Below are 18,819 nucleotides of genomic sequence, written 5' to 3'. Positions count from 1 at the left end.
CACTTTTGCGCGCTCTCCGCCGCTCGCCCCCAATAGGGTGAGCGGCGGAGGTGTCCGTGGGACGGTTGGCACGTGCCGGGCTGTACGCCGGGGCCCTGATCGGACCGTTCGGGGGCGCGGTCACCACGTCGATCCTGCCCGAGATCGGCGGCAGCTTCGGCCGGTCGGCCGGCTCCGCGGCCTCGACGCTGACGTTCTACCTCGTGCCGTTCGCCGTGCTGATGCTGGCTTCCGGCACGCTCGCGCAACGCTGGGGTCCACAACGGACTGTCCGGATCGCGTACGTCGCCTACGCCGTCACGTCCGCTTTGGCCGCTTCCTCCTGGACCTTCGAGGTGCTGCTGGCCTCACGCGCGTTGCAGGGAGCGGCGAACTCGTTCACGACGCCGGTGCTGCTCGCGGTGATCGCCGCCTCGACGCCGAAGGAGGAGCTCGGCCGCGCGCTGGGGCTCTTCGGCGCGATGCAGGCGGCCGGGCAGACCTCCGCCCCGCTCGTCGGCGGGCTCGCGGCCGAGATCGACTGGCGGCTCGCGTTCGTGGTGATCGCGGTCGTGGCCGTGGCGCTGGCGGTCCTCGGCGTGCCGCCGACCGACGCCGAGCCGGAGCGCGACGCGAGCCTGCGCAGCGCCTTCGTCCCGAGCACGTTGTGGCCGGCGCTCGTCGGCTTCATCGGCTGGGGCTGCCTCGGCGGCCTGTCGTTCCTCGTGGCGTTCCGGCTCGACGACGTCTTCGGGCTCGGCGCCGGCCAGCGCGGGGTGCTGCTGACCGGCTTCGGCGTCGTCGGCTTCCTCACCGCGCGGCACGTCGGCAGGGCGATCGACCGGTTCGGCGCCACGACCACCGCCGTCGTCGGCGCGACGCTCGGCGCGGGCCTGGTCGCGGCGGCCGGCACCTCGCCCCTGGCCGCGGCGGTGGTCCTCGCGTGGGCTCTGACCGGCGCGGCCGCCCAGGGCGTGCTGGTGAGCATCAACGCGCTGGTGCTGACCGGGGACAGCGCCAACAGGGGCGGCAGCGTCAGTGTCGTGCAGTCACTGCGCTTCATGGGCGCCGCCGCGTCCCCGCTGGCGTTCGTCCCGCTCTACCAGGCGCACCCGCTGCTGGGGTTCCTGGTGCCGGCGGGACTGCTGCTCACGATCCCCGCGATCGTCACGTTGTCAGGTCGCGGCGCCGGAACCCGCCGAACCCCGCGACGAGGAGGAGCACCGCGACCGCGGTGAGCCACGCGAGCGGCCCGAAGGTGATGTCCGGGTACTTCGGGACGTGCGTGAACGGCGAGACGTCGAGGACCCACTGGTCGAGGCCCAGGGTCGGCCCCAGCAGCGTGAGCACCAACGACGCCGACACCACCGCCCAGCTCACGCCCGTGAGCCGCGGGAACACCCCGAACAGCAGCAGCGTCACGCCGGCGAGGACCCAGGCCGCGGGCAGCTGGACCAGCGCCGCGCCCAGCATCCGCGGCAGGACCGTGCCCAGGTCGTCGACCTGCAGGCCGTGGACCAGCCCCAGGCCGAGCCCCGCCGACGCCAGCACGACCGCGCCGCCCACCAGGGCGAACACCGCGTGCGAGGCGACCCAGCCCCAGCGCGGGACCGGCGTGGCGAGGACCGGCTCCGCGCGGAACGACGTCTCCTCCGAACGCAGCCGCAGCAGCGCCTGGACGAGGTAGATCGACGAGATCAGCCCCAGCAGCTGCGTGACGGTCGCGAAGAACGCGTCCACCATCGCGTCGGCACCGCCGATCCGCTGCACGACCTGGCCGAGCGCCGGGTTGTCCTGCACCATCTGCCCGACCGCCTGCGCCACGCTGCCGTAGATCACGCCGACGCCGAACAGCGCGGTGGACCAGCCGATGAGCGACCCCTTCTGCAACCTCCAGGCCAGTCCGAACGGACTGCCGATCGAGCCCTGCGCGGGTCCGAGGCGTGCCGCGAACAGGCCGAGACCGACGTCGCGGCGCGTCACGACGTACGCGGAGACGCCGACGAGCCCCGCGAACACCACCAGCGGGATCAGCAGCACCCAGAACCTGTTGTCGCCGAAGGACCGCACCTGCTCGGTCCAGCCGATCGGCGAGAGCCAGGTGAGCCACTGCGGCCCCGACTCCCCCGCCGCGTCGCCCGCGGCCCGCAGCAGGTAGGTGACGCCGAGGAACCCGCCCGCGACCGCGTTCGACACGCGCGAGTTCTCCGACAGCTGCGCGGTGAACGCGCTGACACCGGTGAAGACCAGTCCGGCGCTCGCCGTGGAGAGCCCGAACGCGAACGCGCCCGCCGGGGCGAGGTCCTTGCCGATCAGCGCCAGCGCCTGCAGCAGCCCGATCAGCAGGCTCGTGCCGCCCGCCACGACCACGGCCGCGGCCAGGGGCGCGTGCCGACCGACGACGGTGGCACTGATGAGTTCCGTGCGGCCCGCTTCTTCTTCTGCGCGCGTGTGCCGCGTGACGACCAGCATCGCCATGATGGCGATGAACAGGCCGGAGAAGACGCCCCAGCGCCAGACGACCAGGCCGCCGAGCGACGACCAGTCGTGCAGCGGGCCGAGCATCGCGAGGAACGCGGAGTTCGCGTTGGCGGTGACGCCGAGCAGCGCCCGCGACTCCTGCGACCCGTACAGCTCCTCGAGCGCCGTCGTCGTGGAGTAGGTGACGCCCACCAGGAACAGGACCCAGACGGGGAGCAGGACGCGGTCACGGCGCAGAGCGAGGCGGACCAGCTGCCAGGTGCCGATCATCTCGCGTCCTCGTAGTGGCGCAGGAACAGCTCCTCGAGCGTGGGTGGCTGCGAGGTCAGCGTGCGCACGCCCGACGTCACGAGCTGCTTGAGCACGGGGTCGAGCTTGTCCGAGTCGACCTCGAACCGGACGCGGTTGCCCTCGGTGACGAGGTCGTGGACGCCGGGGAGGTCCGCGAGGCCGTCGGGCGGGCCCGCGAGCTCGGCGGAGATCGACGTACGGGTGAGGTGCCGCAGGTCGGCGAGCGTGCCGGTCTCGACGATGCGGCCGCCCCGGATGATGCTCACCCTGTCGCACAGGGCCTCGACCTCGGCGAGGATGTGGCTGGAGAGCAGCACCGTGCGACCGCGCTCGCGTTCGTCGTTGACACAGGCCTGGAAGACGGCCTCCATCAACGGGTCGAGGCCCGAGGTGGGCTCGTCGAGGATCAGCAGCTCGACGTCGCTCGCCAGGGCGGCGACCAGCGCGACCTTCTGCCGGTTGCCCTTGGAGTAGGTGCGGCCCTTCTTGCGCGGGTCCAGCTCGAAGCGCTCCAGGAGCTCCTCGCGGCGGGCCTTGTTCACGCCGCCGCGGAGCCGTCCGAGCAGGTCGATGACCTCGCCACCGGTCAGGTTGGGCCAGAGGTTCACGTCGCCGGGGACGTAGGCGAGCCGGCGGTGCAGCGCCGCGGTGTCCTTCCACGGGTCGGCGCCGAGCAGCCGCGCGGTGCCGGAGTCGGCACGCAGCAGGCCGAGGAGGATCCGGATCGTCGTCGACTTGCCGGCGCCGTTCGGGCCGAGGAAGCCGTGCACCTCACCGGTCTGGACGTCCAGGGTGAGGTCGTCCAGTGCGCGCGTCGGGCCGAAGGTCTTCACCAGGCCCGACACGGATATCGCGGATGTCATGGGCGGTAAGCTACACTTCTTTCACAACTTCGTGAAGCACGTAAATTTTGCCCGATCGGCTGACGAAAGGGATGATGCGGCCGTGACGAGTGCTACACAGCGTGACCAGCAGGCGGTGAACCAGTTCGTCGAGCGGTTCGGCGGAATCCTGGCGGACACCGGCATGGCGCGCATGCCGGCGCGGATCCTCGCGGCGCTGCTGACGACGGACTCCGGGCGGCTCACCGCGGCCGAGATCGCCGACGTGCTGCAGATCAGCCCGGCGGCGGTGTCGGGCGCGGTGCGCTACCTGACCACGGTGCAGGTCGTGAGCCGCGAACGGGAGCCGGGCTCACGCCGCGACGTCTACCGGATGCGCGACAACGTCTGGTACGAGTCGACGTTCCGCAAGGACCAGATGCTGGGGATGATCGACGAGGTGCTCGCCGAGGGAGTCGCCGCGCTGGGCGCGGACACCGAGGCAGGGGCCCGCCTGGACGAGACGCGCGAGTTCTTCCGGTTCATGCACTCCGAGCTCGGGGCGCTGCTCGACCGGTGGCGGACGCACCGGGAGAAGTGGCTGGAGGAGCGGGAGTCCTGACGGCCGTCGCCGGAGACATCGCCGCGAGACGCGACGAGGGGGAGCTTTCGCCGTTGAAAGCTCCCCCTCGCCCGTCCCGGCTACCTCAGCCCGTGATGAGCGTCAGGTTGTACGCCGAGAGGATCTCGTTGACCGGCTGGAAGTAGGTCGTGCCGCCGCTGGAGCAGTTGCCGGAGCCACCCGAGGTGACGCCCTGCGCCTGCGTGCCGCTGACCCACGAGCCACCCGAGTCACCGGGCTCCGCGCACACGTTCGTGCGCGTGAGGCCGGTGACGGAGCCCTCCTGGTAGTTCACCGTCTGGGCCTTGGCCTGGACCTCGCCGCAGTGCCAGCCCGTGGTCGAGCCGGAACGGCAGATGGACGCGCCGACCGCGGACTCGGTGTTGCCGGACACGACGACGTCGGCGCCGCCGTAGTGGTTCACCTTGGCCGTGGGCGTCCACGAGGAGTTCGCCCTGACCCACCCGTAGTCGTTGCCCGGGAAGGACGAGCCCTCGAACGCGCCCAGCGCGGTGCGGTCGGCACCGGCCACGGAGTCGCCCTGCGAACCGCAGTGACCGGCGGTCACGAACCCGCCCCGCACCGCGAAGCCGACCGAGCACCGCCCGGCGTTGTTGATGTAGTAGGCGTCACCACCGCGGATGTCCTTGAACAACCGCGGAGCCTCGTCGGTCTCGACGACCTTCGCGACGGCGCCCGCCTTCTCCACCAGCGGCTTGGCCGCCTCGGCCTGGCCGCGCCGGACCGTGATCGTCACGGCGTTGGCCTTCGTGTCGACGTACCAGCCGGTGACCTCGGCGGGGGCCGGCGAGGCGTCCAGCTTCGCCTTGGCCGCGTCGAGGTCGCTCGCCCTGTGCGCGACCGTCCGGGGCTCCGCGCCGAGCTGGCGCAGCCGGTCGGTCTTGGCCGCGTCGGTGACGCCCACGACGAGCTTGCCGGAGGACGCGTCGAACCACGCCCCTCCGAAGCTCTCACCGGCGAAACCCTCCACGACCCGCTGCAGGGCCGCGGCCGCGCTCTCCCGGCGCAGCCTCTCCACCGCCTGCCCGGCGTCGAGCCCGAGGTCGCGCTGCATCGCGGCGAGCAGTTCGGCCGACGGTTGCGGCGCGGCGACGGCGACAGGGGATGCCGTGGCCGCGAGTGCACCCGTCAGCACGGCTACAGCCGCGACAGCCATGCGCTTCATAGGCAGTTCTCCTTGATCTTCGGTTTTCTGCAGGGCCGGTGTAACGCCGGACCGGGCAACCGCGATGAGGAGATCAGCTGTGCTGCAACACAGCTCGCACGACACCGGATGACAGGCGTCCCCAGGCGGTCGAACTGCCCGATCAGTTCGTTCCTCCGTCTGGGCGACGCTATGTCGTGCTGCCTACCGGCCGGTAGGGCCGATCGAGGGGTGGACCTCTCGGCGTTCGAGTTGATATAGGGAATCGAAATGCGTCCTCTCAGTCTATTTCCGTGACTCAGAGCGACCATTCGGATTGACACGGAACGTCAAATCTGTCAACAGTTCGCACTCGACGGCGTATCCCTCTGACCTGCGGTTTAGGTCTAGCGTGCAGGTCACCCTGTTCCCTGCACGAGGGAGAACCCTGCAATGCGAAGAGTCTTGGGTACGGGACTCACGGCCGCCGCCACCCTGTGTTTGGCCGCCGCCGTGGTTCCAGCCGCATCTGCTCAAGAAAACGTGGGGACGATTCTCGGCGCCGACCGCGCCAAGGTCGTGAAGGACAGCTACATCGTCTCGCTCAAGGCCGGAACGGCGTCGAGGGCCGCCGCTCCGGAGCTCGCGGGACGCTACGGCGGCCAGGTCGGCAAGATCTGGCAGCACGCGCTCAACGGCTTCTCGGTGAAGATGACGGCCAAGCAGGCCGCCCGCCTCGCCGCGGACCCGAAGGTCGCGTTCGTCGAGCAGGACGCCGAGGTGAGCCTCCTCGACGTCCAGCAGAACCCGCCGTCGTGGGGTCTCGACCGCAGCGACCAGCGCGACCTGCCGCTGAGCAACAGCTACCAGTACGACACGACCGCTTCGAACGTGACGGCGTACATCGTCGACACCGGTGTGCGCACCACGCACCAGACGTTCGGCGGCCGCGCCACCTGGGGCGCCAACACCTCCGGTGACGGCAACAACAGCGACTGCAACGGCCACGGCACGCACGTCGCCGGCACCGTCGCGGGCGCCGAGTACGGCATCGCGAAGGCCGCCAAGGTCGTCGCGGTGAAGGTGCTCAACTGCCAGGGCTCGGGCACGATCCAGGGCGTCGTCGACGGCGTCAACTGGGTGACCGCGAACGCGGTGAAGCCCGCCGTGGCGAACATGTCCCTCGGTGGCGGCGCCGCGGCCGCCCTGGACACCGCCGTCCGCAACTCGGTCGCGTCCGGCGTGACCTACGCCGTCGCGTCCGGCAACTCGAACACCGACGCCTGCTCGTCGTCCCCGGCCCGCGTGGCCGAGGCGATCACCGTCAACGCGTCGACCAACACCGACGCGCGTGCCTCGTTCTCCAACTACGGCACCTGCACGGACATCTTCGCGCCGGGCCAGAACATCGTGTCGGCGTGGCACACCAGCGACACCGCCACGAACAACATCTCCGGCACCTCGATGGCGTCGCCGCACGTCGCGGGTGGCGCGGCCCTGTGGCTCGCCACGCACCCGACCGACAGCCCCGCCGCCGTCTGGGCGGGCCTGAACGGCGCGTCGACCCCCAACAAGATCACCAGCCCCGGCACCGGCTCCCCGAACAAGCTGCTCTACACCCTCTTCGGTGGCGTGCAGCCGGGCAACCCGTCGGTGACGAACCCCGGCACGCAGACCTCCACGGTCGGCACGCCGGTGTCGCTGCAGCTCTCGGCCTCCGGCGGCACCGCGCCGTACACCTGGTCCGTGAGCGGCCTCCCGGCCGGCCTGACGGCGAACGCCTCCGGCGCCATCTCCGGCACCCCGACCACGGCGGGCACCTCCACGGTGACCGCGACCGTCACCGACTCGGCCGGCAAGACCGGCACGGCGACCTTCTCCTGGGTCGTCAACGCGGTCGGCGGCAGCTGTGACGCCCGCACCAACTCCACCCCGGTCGCCATCGGCGACCTGTCGACCGTGAACAGCACGATCGTCGTCTCCGGCTGCTCGGGCAACGCCTCGGCCACGGCGTCGATCAAGGTCTCGATCACGCACACCTACAAGGGCGACCTCGTGGTGGACCTGGTCGCGCCCGACGGCTCGGTCTACAACCTGCACAACCGCGCCGGCGGCTCGGCCGACAACATCAACGAGACCTTCACCCGCGACCTCTCGGGTGAGGCGGCCAACGGCACTTGGACGCTGCGCGTGCGCGACGCGGCGCTCCTCGACTCCGGCACGCTGAACAACTGGACGCTCGACGTCTGATCGCTCCACCTCTGGACGAGCCGCCCCCGGTGCTTCCGCCTCGGGGGCGGTTCCAGTTGCCGGTTGCGACAGGTGCCGATGACGACCCGGCACGTCCGCTGCACCGAACGACCGCGGCAACGGGAGAGTCGAGCGGCACTTTTCGGCAAGGCGCCGGAAGAGATCGCAGCCGAGGGGCGCGGAAGACAGACCACCACGACCACCGAGCGGTGGTGCACGAACGGCTCTCGTAAGGCCACATCCGGCACCGTGCTGGCCACCTGCGTGTTCCGGCTCGCCTGATCCGCCGCGTCGCCGGCCACTCGGTGGCCGCCGAGACGACGGCCACCGACCAGCCTGCTTAGAGCTCCACGCCCAGCAAAGCGTCCACAGCCGTGCGGATCTGCGACGGCCCGTGCTTGTCCGAACCGCCGTGCGCCAGCGCCTCGTCGGCCCACGCGTCGACGGCCGCCAGGGCGCGCGGCGTGTCGAGGTCGTTGCCCAGGTGGTCGCGCAGCCGCGTCACGGTGTCCACAGCGGACGGTCCGGACGACAGCTCCGCGGCGCGGCGCCACCGGGCGAGGCGGGTCAGCGCCTCGTCGAGCAGGGCCTGGGTCCACGGGCGGTCTGCGCGGTAGTGGCCCGCCAGCAGGGCGAGGCGGATGGCGTTCGGGTCGACCTTCTCGGCGCGCAGCTTCGAGACGAAGACCAGGTTGCCGCGCGACTTCGACATCTTCTCGCCGTCGAGGCCGATCATGCCCGCGTGCACGTAGTGGCGCGCGAACGGGTGCTGGCCGGTCTGGGCCTCGGCGTGCGCGGCGGAGTACTCGTGGTGCGGGTAGATCAGGTCGGAGCCGCCGCCCTGCACGTCGAAGCCGACGCCGAGGCGGTTGTGGGCGATGGCGCTGCACTCGATGTGCCAGCCGGGGCGGCCTTCGCCCAGTTCGGACGGCCACGACGGTTCGCCGTCGCGCTTCATGCGCCACAGCAGGGCGTCGAGCGGGTGGCGCTTGCCGGGGCGGTCGGGGTCGCCGCCGCGTTCGGCGAACAACCGGAGCATGGTTTCCTCCGAGTAGTTCGACTCGTAGCCGAACCGCCCGGTGGCGTTGTGCTCGAAGTAGACGTCGGGGTGCTCGGGGTCGTCCACGCGGTAGGCGTGACCGTCGGCCACGAGCTTCGCGACGACCTCGACGATCTCCGGGATCGCCTCGACGATGCCCACGTAGTCCTGCGGCGGCAGGACGCGCAGCGCCTCCATGTCCTCACGGAACAGGGCCGTCTCGCGCATGGCGAGCACCACCCAGTCGTCCTTGTCCCGCAGGGCCCGCTCCAGCAGCGGGTCGTCGACGTCGGTGACGTTCTGCACGTAGTGCACGTTGTGACCGTTGTCGAGCCACACGCGGTGCACGAGGTCGAACGCGAGGTAGGTCGCGGCGTGGCCGAGGTGAGTCGCGTCGTACGGCGTGATGCCGCAGACGTACAACCTGGCGGTGTCTCCTGGAGCCGTGGGGCGCACTTCGCCCGTAGCCGTGTCGAACAGCCGCAGCGGGCGGGGGTCCCCCGGAACCCGCGGCACAGGAATCGATGACCAGGTTTGCATGCTTCCGACATTAACGCGTGCCGCCGGGTGGAGTGCACTTCCCGGTTGTCGGAACCACCACCCGGTCTGTCCTGGACGGAGGGCCGGAGCTGCTGAAAATCGTCGGACCCGAGGCGTACCGTTGCAGGTCGAGGGCATGCGCCGGGAAAGGCGGGTCTCATGGTCTTCTTCGAGGTCCTCGGCGGCATCGTCGTGTTCGGGGGCATCGGCCTCGCGATGAGCGCCAGGGTGATCAAGCAGTTCGAACAGGGGCTGGTGTTCCGGTTCGGCAAGCTCCAGCAGGCCGTGCGCGGGCCTGGGCTGACGATGCTCGTTCCCGGGGTGGACCAGCTCCGGAAGGTCAACATGCAGATCGTCACCCTGCCCGTGCCGGCGCAGGACGGCATCACGCGCGACAACGTCACCGTGCGCGTCGACGCCGTCGTGTACTTCAAGGTGCAGGACCCGGCGAAGGCCGTCATCAACGTCGAGGACTACCGGTTCGCGATGCTGCAGGTGGCGCAGACTTCGCTGCGGTCGATCATCGGCAAGAGCGAGCTCGACGACCTGCTGTCCAACCGCGAGCGCCTCAACCAGGGCCTGGAGCTGATGATCGACACCCCCGCGATCGCGTGGGGCATCGACATCGACCGGGTCGAAATCAAGGACGTGGCGCTGCCGGAGAGCATGAAGCGCTCGATGTCGCGGCAGGCGGAGGCCGAACGCGAGCGGCGGGCGCGCGTCATCACCGCGGACGGCGAGCTGCAGGCGTCCAGGAAGCTCTCGGAGGCGGCCGGGACGATGGAGGAGACTCCCGGCGCGCTACAGCTGCGGCTGCTGCAGACCATCGTGGAGGTGGCGGCGGAGAAGAACTCGACGCTGGTGCTGCCGTTCCCCGTGGAGCTGCTGAGGTTCCTGGAGAAGAACACGAACGCGGAGCTGCCCAAGGACACGAAGGACTCCTCCATGTGAGTTAACCGGGGTAACGCCCCTCGCGCACGGACGACGTGTGGACAGGGGGTAGTGGCGCATGCGGGAAAGGGTCAGGAACAGGTTCGTCGGCATCGGCGTCGGCTCCTACGAGTCGGTGCAGCCGCTGCAGCACGCCGTGAGCGACGTGCGGGAGCTGCACGCCCTGCTCAAGGGCTACGACGGCGACCCGCTGGCCGACCCGACCGAGGCCGAGGTCCGCGCGCACCTGAAAGGCCTGCAGACGGCACCGCAGGACGGCGGCGCGCTCGTGGCGCTGTGGAGCGGGCACGCCATCCCCGCGGCGAGCAACCTCCGGCTCCTGGCCAAGGACAACACCGGCAACCTCGACGGCATCACGCTGCACGACTTCGCGGTGTCGTGCGCCGCCTCGGGGGCGCGGCAGGTGCTCATCATCATCGACGCCTGCTACTCCGGCACGCAGCTCGACGAGGCCGTCCGGACGATCGCGGAGATCCAGAGCGAGCTGCTGACGGGTCAGGTGCACTGGGCAGGCGTGCTCGTGTCGTGCTCCGACATCGAAACGGCCCGTGACGGCCTGTTCGGCGGGAAGTTGCGCAAGCTGCTGCGTGCGGGGCCGACGGCCGATGAGGACGCACGGCGGTGGAGCGACCGCACGGCGTTCGTCGACGGCAGCGCGGTCGGGATGGCGCTGCTGAACGCGTGGGACAGCGACGTCCAACGGCCGCGCTTCATGCAGTACGGCTCCGCACAGCCGATGCTGCCGAATCCGCTCTACGCCACGAACACGGTGGTGAAGCACCTCTTGCTCGCGGCACGGGGTGGCGACTCGACATCCGGCCGGTCGTGGTTCACCGGCCGCACCGCCGAGGTCGACAGGGTCGTGGGCTGGGTGAGGTCCGGGGTCCCCGGGCTGCGGGTGGTCACCGGGTCGCCGGGCACCGGCAAGTCCGCGGTCGTCGGCCGGGTCGTCAGCCTGTCCAACCCCGCCGAGCGCGACCTGCTGCTGACGACCGGGCCGCCGTTCCGGCACGCCGACCCCGGTCCCGGCTCGGTGGACGCGGCCGTGCACGCCCGCGCGATGGACGCCGACCGCGTGGCCGACCTGCTCAGCCGCCAGCTCGTCGCCGCGGGCCTGGTCGCCGCGCCGGAGGGGCCGCGGCGGGGTGCCGCCGAGCTGGTGGGCGTCGTCAGCGCGTTGCCGACGCCGCCTGTGCTCGTCGTGGACGGCCTGGACGAGGCGCGCGGGGAGTCGTTCTCGATCGCCACCTCGCTGCTGACCAAGCTCGCGGCCTGCGCGGTCGTGATCGTCTCGACGCGCCAGGCCCAGCGGGTCGCGGGCGGCGCTCCCCTGCTGACCGAGCTGTCGCCGGTCGAGGTGCTCGACCTCGACCGGACCGGCAGCGAGACCGACGTCCGCGAGTACGTCCTGGCACGGCTGGGCGCCGGCGCCGCGCAGTCCACTGTGGACGAACTGGCGAAGCTGCCGTTCCTCACCGCGTGGATGATCACCGACCAGGTGCTGGCGGACGGCGGCGCCGACCTGAAGCTGTCGCTGGACGCGGCGTTCGAACGCGAACTCTCGAAGGTTCCATCGGCACGTGCGCTGCTGACGGCGCTGACGTGGAGCTACGGCGCCGGATTCCCCGAAGCGGAGTGGATCGCGGTCGCACGGGCGTTGGCGGGACAGGACTTCACGCGGGATGACATCACCGCGGTGCTCACCGAGCTGGGCCGCCACGTCGTGCAGGACGGCGAGGAGGGCACGGCGGTCTTCAAGCTGACGCACCAGACGTTCGCGGACCACCTGCGGCCGCCGTTCGCGCCGAGCCGGGACGAGGTCTTCGCCCCGGATGCCGAGAAGGTCGCCTGCGCGCTCATCGAGCTGTACCGGCAGCGCATCGAGGCCGGAGTGCCGCCGAACGTGCCGGGATACCTGTGGAAGTACGCGTGGCGGCACTGCGGACATGCGGGCACACGGGCGTTGGACGGACTGCGCGCTCTCGCGGTGGCGGACCGGATGTTGTTGCCGGACATCGCTCTCGCGGCCACGACGGCGGCGAACGAGCTGATGCACTGGGGTCGTGGCGATGAGGCCATTCCGCCGTTGGAGGAGGCGGCCGACCACTTCCGCGCGCTGGTGCCGGAACTGCGGATGTACCTGGCGGACCTGGCTTTCGTGCTGAACAAGCTCGGCCGGCGGTTCCGCGAGGCGGGACGGCTCCAGCAGGCCGTGGGGCCCGCCGAGGAGGCCGCGGTGCGCTACCGGGAGCTGGTGGCCGCGACCCCGACGACGGCGGAAAGCCTGACGCACAAACGGCTGGCGCAGCGCATCGCGAAGACGACGACGCACGGCGGTGACAACCGGACGTACGCGGCACACCTCAGCGGCGCGTTGGTTGATCTGAGCGATACGTACGCGATGCTCGGACGTAGGCAAGATGCGCTGTCCACGGCTCGTGATGCCGTCGCGGCCGTTGAGTCCGATGCTCCCCTTGCGCGCGCGATGACGTGTCTTGCCGCGCGGTGCAGTGAGTCCGGGCTGCGGTACGAGGCCATGCACCGGTCGAAGCAGGCCGTCGAGCTGTTCTGGGCGCTCGCGCAGACGAACCCGGTGTTCCTCGCGGACCTCGTCAGCGCGCTCGTCGAGCTGAGCCGTGACTACCTGGCGCTCGGCAGGCTGGCCGACGCCGACGGCGCGACCCGGCAGGCCGCGGAGATCAGCGGCACGCTCGGCAGGCACGCGGCGTTCCGCCCGCAGCTCGCCGACGCGGCGCTGAGCCTGAGCGTCGCCCACAGCATGGTCGGCCGCACCGACGCCGCCCTGACCGCCGCGCGGCAGGCCGCCACCCTCGCCGAGGGCCAGCGGATCCACGCCCAGGCCCTGCACAACCTGATGCGCCGCCAGCGCGACGCGGACAAGCCCACCGAGGCGCTGGAGACCGGCGAGAAGACGATCGAGGTCTGCCTGCTGCCCGAGAACGCCGACCGCCTCTCGACGCTGGCGGCGGCGTTGTTCACCCTCGACACGCTCTGCGCCGGCCTCGGGCAGCCCGAGACCGCCGAGAGGGCCTGGGAGCGGGTGACCGCGCGGTTCACCGGCCCGCGCCTCGCCACGCTGCTGATGCTGCGGGCGGCGGCCACGTCGGCGGGTGATCCGGCGGCGGCGAAGTGGCTCTGCCAGGCGCTGGCGCACGTCGGCCAGTCCCGGCAGACGATCCACGACGTGCACGACATCGCGCGCCGCCACTACGACTCGGGTCCGTGGCCGTGGGACACGACCCCGGACTGGCTGACGGTCGACCGGACGCTGCTGCGGACCGCCCGCGCCTGGGTGTTCGCGCGCTCGTACGCCGAGGAGTGCGCGGTCCTGCTGCGCCACCCCGAGCTGCTGTCGGCCGACGCCGACGTCGCGGTGACGGAGGCGCTGTACGGCACGAGCCTGATCGAGGCGCAGGTCATCCAGTCGCGGCGGGCCACCGCGCGGCAGAAGGGCGTCGAGCTCGCCTACCGGCCGTGGCTGCTCGCCAGCCTCGCGGACGAGTTCGTCGACGCCACCCCCGCCCGCCGCCGCGAGCTGCTCGCCACGCGGCGGGCCGAGCTGCTGGACAAGGAAGTCCTCAAGAACGTCCGCGACAACCGCCCCGTGCACGCGTTGCTGCTGCTGGCCGGGCAGGACGCCGAGGTGCTCGACCGCGTGCTGGACGCCGTGGAGGACCCCGCCCGCGCCACGGAGGTCCTGCGCGAGCTGGCGGCGTCCGCGTCACCTCAGGCGCTGACCCAGGCCGTGACGGCGTTGGAGCCGCACGCGCTGGCCGCGCTCTACAAGGTGGTCGCGCGCGCTCGGGCCGGTGACGAACGGCTGGCGTTGCCCGTGCCGGACCAGCGCCTCGCGTGGATCCGCGAGCTGACCCACCTGGTGCCCGCGAACCTCGCACTGCTCACCCTCATCCGCAAGCTCGCCGAGGAGTCCTGATGAGCGATCTGGTCGTCGTCCTGCCCGGCATTCTCGGCAGCACGCTCCGCAACGCCGACGGCATGGTCTGGGAGGTGTCGCCCAAGGCCGCGTTGCGCGCCGTCCTCACGCTGGGCCGCAGCCTGAAGCGGCTGACACTCCCGGCCGGCATCGGCGACGAGCACCCCGGTGACGGCATCGAGCCCGTGGGGCTGATGACGGACCTGCACGTCGTCCCCGGCATCTGGACGCCGCTCAAGGGCTACGACCGGGTGACGCGCAGGATGAACTCGCTCGGCTACACCGTCGAGAAGGGCAACCTGCTGCTCTTCGCCTACGACTGGCGGCTGTCGAACCGCTACAACGGCGCGCTGCTGGCCAGGCGGGTGGACGAGGCGCTGGACCGGATCGGCCCGGACGCGAAGGTCAGCTTCGTGTGCCACTCGATGGGCGGTCTGGTGGCGCGGTGGTGCGTCGAGCAGTGCGGGATGGCCGAGCGGACCGACAAGCTGATCACGATGGGCACGCCCTACCGCGGGGCCGCCACCGCGCTGGACCAGCTGGTCAACGGCGTGCGCAAGGGTCTCGGGCCGCTGGCGGTCGACCTCACGGAGTTCGCGCGGTCGATGCCGTCGTTGCACCAGCTGCTGCCCGAGTACGCGTGCATAGAGACGCCCGGCGGTTTGGTGAAAACGACCGAGACCTCGTTGCCCGAGCTGGACACGAAGATGGTCGTGGACGCGATGGCGTTCCACGACGCGTTGACTGACTCGTTCGCCGACCGCACGTACGCGATCCTCGGAGGTAAGCAGCCCACGGCGACGACGGCGCGTATCGCCGACGGCAAGGTCACCTGCTACCGGACGTACGAGGGCGAGGAGCTGTACGGCGACGCGACCGTGCCGATGGTCGGCGCCGCACGACGTGGGCTCGCGTTGTCGTCGAACACACTGCACCGCGTGACGGAGCAGCACACGTCGTTGCAGGACAACGCCGCCGTACTGGACGCCGTCGAGTCGTTCCTGACGGCCAAGGAGATCGTCCCGCGTAACATCACCGACACGGAACCGCAGGTCAGCGTGCCCGACCTGGCGCTGGCCGGCGAGGACGTGGAGGTCACCGTCGAGCTGAGGAACACGACCGCGCGGGCGTTGAAGATTGCGGTGCTCGACGAGAACGGCAGACAGCTCGAATCGCGCAGCCCGGCGATATCGGAGAGCATGGCGATCAGATTCGGCGGATTGACCCCCGGCGCCTACTACGTGCAGGTCAGCGGCATCAGAGCAGGCGCTCCGGTCGTTCCGGTGACGTCCGCGGTGCTGGTCGTGGATTGCCCCGCGGTCTGACCGGGAGGACGATTGTCCCCTGCACGGAGGAGGCGCGATGACCACGATCAAGCCCACGCCCGTAATCCCCCACCCCGGGGCGGCGCGCACACGGCCCAAGGGCTCGTACTTCCTCTCGCTGTTCAGGACGACGGATCCCAAGCAGATCGGGATCATGTACCTGACCACGTCGTTCGTGTTCTTCATGATCGGCGGCGTGATGGCGCTGCTGATGCGCGGTGAGCTGGCACGGCCGGGCCTGCAGTTCCTGTCCAACGAGCAGTACAACCAGCTGTTCACCATGCACGGCACGGTGATGCTGCTGCTCTACGCGACGCCGATCCTGTTCGGGTTCGCGAACTTCGTCCTGCCGCTGCAGATCGGGTCGCCGGACGTCGCGTTCCCCCGCCTCAACGCCTTCTCGTACTGGCTGTACCTGTTCGGCGCCCTCATCGCCGTCGCGGGCTTCGTGACGCCCGGCGGCGCGGCGGACTTCGGCTGGTTCGCCTACACGCCGCTGTCGTCGGCGGTGCACTCGCCGGGCGTCGGCGCGGACCTGTGGATCATGGGTCTCGCGGTGGGCGGCCTGGGCACGATCCTCGGCGCGGTCAACATGATCACGACGGTCGTGTGCCTGCGCGCGCCCGGCATGACGATGTTCCGGATGCCCATCTTCACCTGGAACATCCTGGTGACGTCCGTGCTCATCCTGCTGGCGTTCCCGATCCTCACGGCCGCGCTGATGGGCCTGGCGGCGGACCGGCACCTCGGGGCGCACGTGTTCGACCCGGCCAACGGCGGCGTGATCCTCTGGCAGCACCTGTTCTGGTTCTTCGGCCACCCCGAGGTCTACATCGTCGCCCTGCCGTTCTTCGGCATCGTGACGGAGGTCTTCCCGGTCTTCAGCCGCAAGCCGCTGTTCGGCTACAAGGGCCTGGTGTTCGCGACGCTGGCGATCGCGATGCTGTCCGTGGCCGTGTGGGCGCACCACATGTACGCCACCGGCGCGGTGCTGCTGCCGTTCTTCGCGCTGATGACGTTCCTGATCGCCGTGCCGACCGGCATCAAGTTCTTCAACTGGATCGGCACGATGTGGAAGGGGCAGCTCACGTTCGAGTCGCCGATGCTGTTCTCGATCGGCTTCCTCGTCACGTTCCTCTTCGGCGGCCTGTCCGGCATCCTGCTGGCGTCACCGCCGCTCGACTTCCACGTGTCCGACACGTACTTCGTGGTGGCGCACTTCCACTACGTGCTGTTCGGCACGATCGTGTTCGCCACCTACGCGGGCATCTACTTCTGGTTCCCGAAGATGACCGGCCGGTTCCTCGACGAGCCGCTGGGCAAGCTGCACTTCTGGACGACGTTCATCGGGTTCCACGGCACGTTCCTGGTGCAGCACTGGCTGGGCAACGAGGGCATGCCGCGCCGCTACGCCGACTACCTGCCGTCGGACGGCTTCACGTTCCTCAACACGTTCTCCACGATCGGCTCGTTCATCCTCGGCGCGTCCGTGCTCCCGTTCGTGTGGAACGTCTTCCGCTCGTACCGCTACGGCGAACCGGCACCGCAGGACGACCCGTGGGGCTACGGCAACTCGCTGGAGTGGGCGACGACCTCGCCCCCGCCGCGGCACAACTTCAAGGAACTGCCGCGCGTCCGCTCGGAGCGCCCGGCGTTCGAGCTGCACTACCCGCACATGGTCGAGCGGATGCGCGAGGAGGCGCACTTCTCCCTCACCCACCCCGGCAAGCACCAGGTGGGCAAGGACGAGACGACGGAGAAGGCGCTCGCCTCGACGCACCGCGACGACGAGCCGGAGTAGCTACCGCCTGCCGGGCAGCAGACCACCGTCGACGACGGCCTTGCTCAGCGGTGCGGCGAGCTCGACGAACCGCTGCTTCTCCTGGTCGGACAGGACGTCGTAGGCGGGCGCGGCCATGCGGTCGGTGTCGTCCTCGATGCCCTGCCGCAGCTCGCGTCCCTTCTCGGTGAGGAGCTGGTCCTCGCCGACGAGTCCGCGGTGCTGAAGGTCTTCGACCGTGGCGTTCCACTGCTCCTGCGACCACGCACGCGTCTTGCGCAACGTATCGGCCGGGTAGTCACCCGTCGCGACGTGCAGCACCAACGCCTCGATGCCGGTGATGTTGTGCCTCAGCAGAGCCGCGAGGTGCCCGTCGCCGCGGAACTCGCGCAGCAGCGTCTGGGCGTGGAAGAGCTGCAGGAGCGTCTCGTCCGGCCAGGGCAGGCTCGCGTGCGCGGCGAACAGCGTGCGCCCGTGCGGCATGTCCTTCGACCGCTCGGCGGCGCGCCTGGCCAGCTCGGTGATCTCCCCGAGGTCGTCGGGCAGCACCTTGCGCAACGCCTCGTCCGCCGCCTCCCAGCGCAGCTCGAGGACGCGCTGCGGCGTGACCTTCTCCCACACCTGCGGGACGCGCGCCCGCACGAGGTCCGGGTTGAAGTTGTAGAACGTCGCGATCACGACCTCGGGCCCTACCGCGCCCATCGCCGCGGCGCGTGACGCGAAGTACCCACCGGGACGGTCGAGCCCGGCGCTCGCGTACCGGGAGTCCGCCTCGGGGGCGAAGTAGATCATTCCGTGCACGGCTTCGAGCGAGCGGAACAGAGTCTTGATCATATTTACAACCTAGCGGTGCGGCCCGGCCCGCCGGCGAGCGAATCAGCGCTCACCGGTCGCCTCGTGGCACTGATCTGCGGCGACGTTCCCCAGCCGCACCGCTGCAACGCCACGGCTCGCAAGGTCGGGCTCCGGAAAATGTCAGACCCCTCTGCCAAGCTCTTCGCCGTGGACCCGAACACCTTCTGGAAGCTCATCGCCGACGCGAGAGCGAGCGTCGCCGACCCGTCCGACGGCTACGAGGTGGCCGCCGCCGCGGTGGCGCTGCTCGCCGAGCGCCCGCCCGCCGAGATCATGGCGACCCAGCAGGTCCTGTGGGACCTGCTCGCCGCCTCGTACCGGAACCCGTTGTGGGCGGCGGCGTACGTCATCAACGGCGGCTGCTCGGACGACGGCTTCGACTACTTCCGCGGCTGGCTCCTGACGCAGGGCGAGGAGACCTACCACGCGGCACTGGCCTCACCCGACTCGCTGGCGGACCTGCCGGCGGTCGTGGCCGCCGCCGAGTCCGGCGAGGAGCTCGAGTGCCAGGAGGCCCTGTCGATCGCCTGGAACGCCCACGTCAAGGCCACCGGCATGCAGCTGCCGCAGGACGCCTTCCGGATCCGCTACCCGGAGCTCGACCCGGACTGGGACTTCGACTTCGAGGACAGCGCCAGGCTGGCCCCCCGGCTGCCCCGCCTGGCCGCGCTCTACGACCTCTGACACGGCCCCGGAACGGCACGTGGGGAGAGCGGGTACGGCGCCGGGACGCCCGGAAGCCGCTGCCCGCCACCCCCGCACCCGCTCCTCGCCGGCCACGGGGCG

Annotated in this window: 13 protein-coding genes; 8 read left to right on the top strand and 5 right to left on the bottom strand. The window is 70.6% G+C overall.

Annotated features, from left to right (window positions below):
• The first annotated feature begins 56 nt into the window (after positions 1-56).
• Positions 57-1,217: an MFS transporter gene (locus L6E10_RS14510; RefSeq protein ID WP_236220029.1), complete on the top strand. Its 1,161-nt coding sequence runs from the start codon at positions 57-59 to the stop codon at positions 1,215-1,217.
• Here L6E10_RS14510 and L6E10_RS14505 read toward each other — a convergent pair.
• Both L6E10_RS14505 and L6E10_RS14500 read right to left on the bottom strand, forming a co-directional pair.
• Entirely contained in the window at positions 1,147-2,730 is a 1,584-nt protein-coding gene (locus L6E10_RS14505) for an ABC transporter permease (RefSeq protein ID WP_236220028.1), read from the bottom strand. The two genes, L6E10_RS14510 and L6E10_RS14505, sit on opposite strands and share 71 nt — an antisense overlap.
• Positions 2,727-3,614 (bottom strand): ABC transporter ATP-binding protein, encoded by an 888-nt coding sequence (locus L6E10_RS14500; RefSeq protein WP_236220027.1) that lies wholly within the window; start codon positions 3,612-3,614, stop codon positions 2,727-2,729. Before L6E10_RS14500 ends, L6E10_RS14505 begins: the two co-directional genes overlap by 4 nt.
• Positions 3,615-3,696: 82 nt before the next feature.
• On the opposite strand from L6E10_RS14500, the gene L6E10_RS14495 reads away from it, so the two are divergent.
• On the top strand, positions 3,697-4,194 hold the full coding sequence (locus L6E10_RS14495) for a GbsR/MarR family transcriptional regulator (protein ID WP_236220026.1): 498 nt from the start codon (positions 3,697-3,699) through the stop codon (positions 4,192-4,194).
• An 85-nt stretch (positions 4,195-4,279) separates the two neighbouring features.
• Here L6E10_RS14495 and L6E10_RS14490 read toward each other — a convergent pair whose 3' ends face one another.
• Positions 4,280-5,380, bottom strand: a complete 1,101-nt coding sequence (locus L6E10_RS14490; RefSeq protein WP_236220025.1) for a S1 family peptidase — start codon at positions 5,378-5,380, stop codon at positions 4,280-4,282.
• Positions 5,381-5,881: 501 nt separating this feature from the next.
• On the opposite strand from L6E10_RS14490, the gene L6E10_RS14485 reads away from it, so the two are divergent.
• On the top strand, positions 5,882-7,588 hold the full coding sequence (locus L6E10_RS14485) for a S8 family serine peptidase (protein WP_236220024.1): 1,707 nt from the start codon (positions 5,882-5,884) through the stop codon (positions 7,586-7,588).
• A gap of 340 nt (positions 7,589-7,928) precedes the next feature.
• Here L6E10_RS14485 and mshC read toward each other — a convergent pair whose 3' ends face one another.
• Entirely contained in the window at positions 7,929-9,167 is a 1,239-nt protein-coding gene (gene mshC, locus L6E10_RS14480; protein ID WP_236220023.1) for a cysteine--1-D-myo-inosityl 2-amino-2-deoxy-alpha-D-glucopyranoside ligase, read from the bottom strand.
• Positions 9,168-9,326: 159 nt separating this feature from the next.
• Here mshC and L6E10_RS14475 point away from each other — a divergent pair, with 159 nt between their 5' ends.
• From L6E10_RS14475 to ctaD, 4 genes are read left to right on the top strand one after another with little or no spacing between them, the layout of a single operon-like run.
• Positions 9,327-10,118: a slipin family protein gene (locus tag L6E10_RS14475; protein WP_236220022.1), complete on the top strand. Its 792-nt coding sequence runs from the start codon at positions 9,327-9,329 to the stop codon at positions 10,116-10,118.
• Positions 10,119-10,176: 58 nt separating this feature from the next.
• On the top strand, positions 10,177-14,073 hold the full coding sequence (locus tag L6E10_RS14470) for an AAA family ATPase (protein WP_236220021.1): 3,897 nt from the start codon (positions 10,177-10,179) through the stop codon (positions 14,071-14,073).
• A complete protein-coding gene (locus L6E10_RS14465; RefSeq protein ID WP_236220020.1) occupies positions 14,073-15,398 on the top strand; it encodes a triacylglycerol lipase in 1,326 nt (441 codons plus the stop codon). Before L6E10_RS14470 ends, L6E10_RS14465 begins: the two co-directional genes overlap by 1 nt.
• Positions 15,399-15,435: 37 nt before the next feature.
• Entirely contained in the window at positions 15,436-17,199 is a 1,764-nt protein-coding gene (gene ctaD, locus L6E10_RS14460; RefSeq protein ID WP_236220019.1) for a cytochrome c oxidase subunit I, read from the top strand.
• Here the strand turns inward: ctaD and L6E10_RS14455 are convergent, their stop codons facing one another.
• Complete coding sequence (locus tag L6E10_RS14455) at positions 17,200-18,012, bottom strand: hypothetical protein (RefSeq protein ID WP_236220018.1); 813 nt, start codon at positions 18,010-18,012, stop codon at positions 17,200-17,202.
• Between the two features lie 138 nt (positions 18,013-18,150).
• On the opposite strand from L6E10_RS14455, the gene L6E10_RS14450 reads away from it, so the two are divergent.
• Entirely contained in the window at positions 18,151-18,717 is a 567-nt protein-coding gene (locus L6E10_RS14450) for a DUF4240 domain-containing protein (RefSeq protein WP_236220017.1), read from the top strand.
• Positions 18,718-18,819 lie beyond the last annotated feature (102 nt).

The organism is Lentzea sp. CC55 (genome assembly GCF_021056325.1).
GTDB lineage: Bacteria > Actinomycetota > Actinomycetes > Mycobacteriales > Pseudonocardiaceae > Lentzea > Lentzea jiangxiensis.
This window is presented reverse-complemented; position numbering and strand designations above follow the sequence as displayed.